At 75.6% G+C, this 3,424-nt stretch carries 4 protein-coding genes; 3 read left to right on the forward strand and 1 reads right to left on the reverse strand.

Translation table 11 applies throughout. From position 1 onward, the window contains the following. Positions 1-32: 32 nt before the first annotated feature. Positions 33-641: a choice-of-anchor C family protein gene (locus ACFCX4_RS35370; protein WP_376151436.1), complete on the reverse strand. Its 609-nt coding sequence runs from the start codon at positions 639-641 to the stop codon at positions 33-35. 572 nt (positions 642-1,213) lie between these two features. Between ACFCX4_RS35370 and ACFCX4_RS35375 the strand changes: the two genes are divergently transcribed. From ACFCX4_RS35375 to ACFCX4_RS35385, 3 genes are all read left to right on the forward strand, one after another. Beyond that, positions 1,214-1,981, forward strand: coding sequence for a hypothetical protein (locus tag ACFCX4_RS35375; RefSeq protein ID WP_376151438.1), 768 nt, complete (start codon positions 1,214-1,216; stop codon positions 1,979-1,981). A gap of 286 nt (positions 1,982-2,267) precedes the next feature. Further along, entirely contained in the window at positions 2,268-2,543 is a 276-nt protein-coding gene (locus ACFCX4_RS35380; RefSeq protein WP_376151440.1) for an RNA-binding protein, read from the forward strand. Between the two features lie 160 nt (positions 2,544-2,703). After that, positions 2,704-3,291, forward strand: coding sequence for a lytic polysaccharide monooxygenase (locus tag ACFCX4_RS35385; protein ID WP_376151442.1), 588 nt, complete (start codon positions 2,704-2,706; stop codon positions 3,289-3,291). Positions 3,292-3,424 lie beyond the last annotated feature (133 nt).

The following is a 3,424-nucleotide window of genomic DNA, read 5'->3' on the forward strand; positions in this document are numbered from 1 at the left end:
GCCGTCACCGGTCCCGCGCTCCGCCCGCCGTCTCAGGGCCCGGAGGGCCCGGCGCACGGCAGCACCTGGACGTTGTCCAGGACGGGGCCGGCGTTGCTGTTGGTGGTGCTGCGGAACGCCAGCGTGGTGGAGGCGTTGATCGCCACGAAGGCGAACTGCCGGGTCACGTAGCCCATGGCCGCACGGGTCCTGCCGGTGACGTCGAAGGAGAAGGCCTGGAACTCCTGGCCGTCGATCAGCGCCTGCCCGGTCTTCACCACCGGTCCGGCGTTCGGGTTGCCGGCCAGGGAGTACGTCACCGAGTACGTCGTGCCGGGCGTGGTGGTGAACGTCTGCGCGACCGTCCCGGCGTTGCCGCCGCTCAGGTCGAGCGACTGGTCGCCCTCGGCGGCCTGCCAGTAGCCGGCGCCGATGTGGTCGACCGTTCCCGCGGTGACCCGCCACGGGCCGATGGCCGACCCGGCGTTGAGCCCCTGGAAGGCGTTCGCGGCGACCTTGGGCGTTTCCAGGCTGCCGTCGTCGAAGCGGCTGAGCGCGCGGGTCGCGCCGGTGGCGGTCCCGGTCACGGAGAGGAGGAGGGCGACGGCGGTGGCGGCGGTGACGGCCGCGGTGGCGGTCGTGCGGGTGCGCGAGATCGGCATGTGGCCTCCTGGGGACGGCGTGGCGGCCGGCGAGCGGCCGGACACCTGAGATCGTGCGGATCCCCGGGACCGGGGCCAAGGGTGGGGCACCGGCGCCCCGTGGTGCGGACGGCGGGCGCGCGGGCTCCCGCGCGCGGGTTTGTCCGGCCGGTTCCCGGTCCGGAGCGCCGTGGCCCCGGCCGACCTGCGGCTTTCCCGGCCGGCGCGGACGGTCCGCCGCCGTCGGCACGGTCCGCCCGGGCACCCGGCGGCCCGGGCGGGAGCGGTGCGGCCGTGGTGCACGAAGCACCGCGCGCCCCCGGCGCACTTCGCACACGCCCGGCCGGACTCCCCGGCCGGACGGGGCCGGTGCCGTCCCGGTGGCGTCATCACGTCTTCGGGGACGGGAGTTTGACGGTGCGGCAGTCGGGGAACGGGAGTTCGACAGCGCGCCGGACGAACCCGGCGCCCCGCTCCGTTCCCGTCCCCCGCGAGCCATCGGTGGGGACCGCACCGAAGGGCCCGCACCGTTGACTCTCCCGTCGCACCGGCAGCCGCCCGCCCCCGCCGGGGCCGCTCCGTCCGCGGGTCGGGTGGATCCCGCCCTGACCGACCGCATCACCGACGCGGTACTGCTCGCCGGCCTCCCGGTCGCCTTCGGTGCCCAGGGCCCCGGGGTGCGCATCCGCCCCGCGCGACCGGCCGACGACGCCGACCGGTGCGCGGGCATGGCCGCCCTCGACTGGCTGCCCTCCCCGCGGCTGACCGGCGCCGCGGTCATGGAGGAGCCCGGGCACGCCGCGGGCCCGGCGCGCCAGGTGGTCGAGACGGCGATGCTCAACGCGCTCGCCGAGTTCCTGCCGGTCTTCGGACTGTTCGTCACCCAGGAGGGCACCGGCGGCGAGCTGCGGGTCGTCGGACCGCCCGCCCCCGGCGGCGGCCTGCACGTCCCGCCGGGCGCCCTGGCCGCCCGCCGGACGGCCCGGACCCCGGCCGAACTCGGGGTCCCGCTGGGCCTCGTGGGCACGGTCCGGCGCAGCGCCGCCCTCGCGGGTCTGCCGGTCGCCGTGGACCTGGGAGCCACCGGCATCACCGTCGAGCGCAGCGTCCCGCTCGGCGGCGCCGACGACCTGGCCGGGGCGGCCGACCTCGGGTGGAACCCGTCCCGCCGGCTCGCCGACCTCGCCGACAGCGAGCTGCCCGAGGCGGCGGCCGCGGTCACCGCCCGCTCGGCGGTCGACGGCGCGATGCGGCACGCCCTCGGCATGGCCCTGCGCGCCTGCGGGGCGGAGCTGCGGTGGCTGCACAAGCAGCAGCGCCTCCGGGTCTTCGGCGAGTCCACGCCGACGATCCGCCGCTGACCGCGCCGCTCCGGCCCCCTCGCCCCGCTCCGTTCCGCGCCGACCGTCCCCGTTCCGGCCCGGCCGCCCGCGCGACCCGCTCCGACCGCTCCGTCGGCCCCGCGCCCCGCTCCCCGGTGGGCCCGGCGATCCGCCCCCGGCCATCGTGCCGGAACCGGACCGCCGGGCCCACCGTCCTTTGCTTGTAAGGGAGTTCGAGAAACCGGCTGCGTTCCGTGACGGGTGCGTGACAGCATGGCGACGCACGTCGTCGAACGGGCAGCCCCGGCTTGAGGAGCGCACACGCATGGCCAGGATCAGGATCGCCAACCTCTCCCTGGACACCACCGACGAGACCCTGCGGCAGACCTTCTCCCGGTACGGCCGGGTGCTCGACTCCGCCGTCCGCCGCGACTGCCGCACCGGGGCGTCCAAGGGCGACGGCCATGTCGCCTACGCCCTCGCGCGGGAGGCCGACGCGGCGATCGCGGCGATGAACGGCCAGGCGCTGGAAGGCCGGCGGATCGTCGTGACGGCGACCGAGTCGGGCGACGCGGTCGCCGGAAGCTCGGTCACCGGCTGACCGAACGTCAAACTGGTCCAGACCATTGACGGTAGGCGCGGCGCTCCCTACGGTATGGACATCCACCTGGCGCAGGCATGCCAAGATCACAGGTAGGCGCACCCCCACTCGCGCCGCCTCTGCGCCGGGCGCAATCTCCATCCCCCCACGGAGGAGCATCATGCGCAAACGTCACATCGTCGGCGCGGCCCTGGCCGCGCTCGCCGTCCCGCTCACGCTGGCCGTCCCGGCCAACTCGCACGGGTTCATCAACCTGCCGCCGAGCCGTGCGGCCCTGTGCGGCGCGGGTGTCGTCCGCAGCTGCGGCGACATCCAGTGGGAGCCGCAGAGCGTCGAGGGCCCGAAGGGCTTCCCGACGCGCGGTCCGGCCGACGGCACCATCTGCGCGGGCGCCGACGCCCGCTGGGCGCCGCTGGACAACCCGCGCAACGGAGCCTGGCCGACCACCAGGGTGACGGCCGGCGCCCAGCAGACCTTCACCTGGGAGATCGAGGCCCGGCACTCCACGTCGAGCTTCCGGTACTTCCTGACCAAGCCGGGTTACGACGCGACCCAGAAGATCACCCGGGCCAACCTGGACCTGACCCCGTTCCTGACGGTCCCCTACAACGGCCGCCAGCCCGCCGCCACGACCACGCACACCGGGACCCTCCCCACGGGTCGCACCGGTCACCACGTGGTCGTCTCGGTCTGGGACGTCGCCGACACGGCCAACGCGTTCTACTCCTGCACCGACGTGTACTTCTGATCCGTTCCGCGCGGCGGATCCGAGACGTCGCCGGGCGGCCCCGGAGCGGGGGGGGGCCGGGGCGGGGGGGGTTTAAACAAAAACACCCCCCCCCGCCCAAAACAAACACGAGGTGGGAGGGGGGGGGGGGGAA

Source organism: Kitasatospora sp. NPDC056327 (assembly GCF_042261735.1).
Classification (GTDB): Bacteria; Actinomycetota; Actinomycetes; order Streptomycetales; family Streptomycetaceae; genus Kitasatospora.

What these genes read in the sequence shown, in the direction of transcription:
- ACFCX4_RS35385 (WP_376151442.1), top strand. Translation starts at nt 2,704, where the DNA reads ATGCGCAAACGTCACATCGTCGGCGCGGCCCTGGCCGCGCTCGCCGTC.
- ACFCX4_RS35380 (WP_376151440.1), top strand. Translation starts at nt 2,268, where the DNA reads ATGGCCAGGATCAGGATCGCCAACCTCTCCCTGGACACCACCGACGAG.
- ACFCX4_RS35370 (WP_376151436.1), bottom strand. Translation starts at nt 641, where the DNA reads ATGCCGATCTCGCGCACCCGCACGACCGCCACCGCGGCCGTCACCGCC.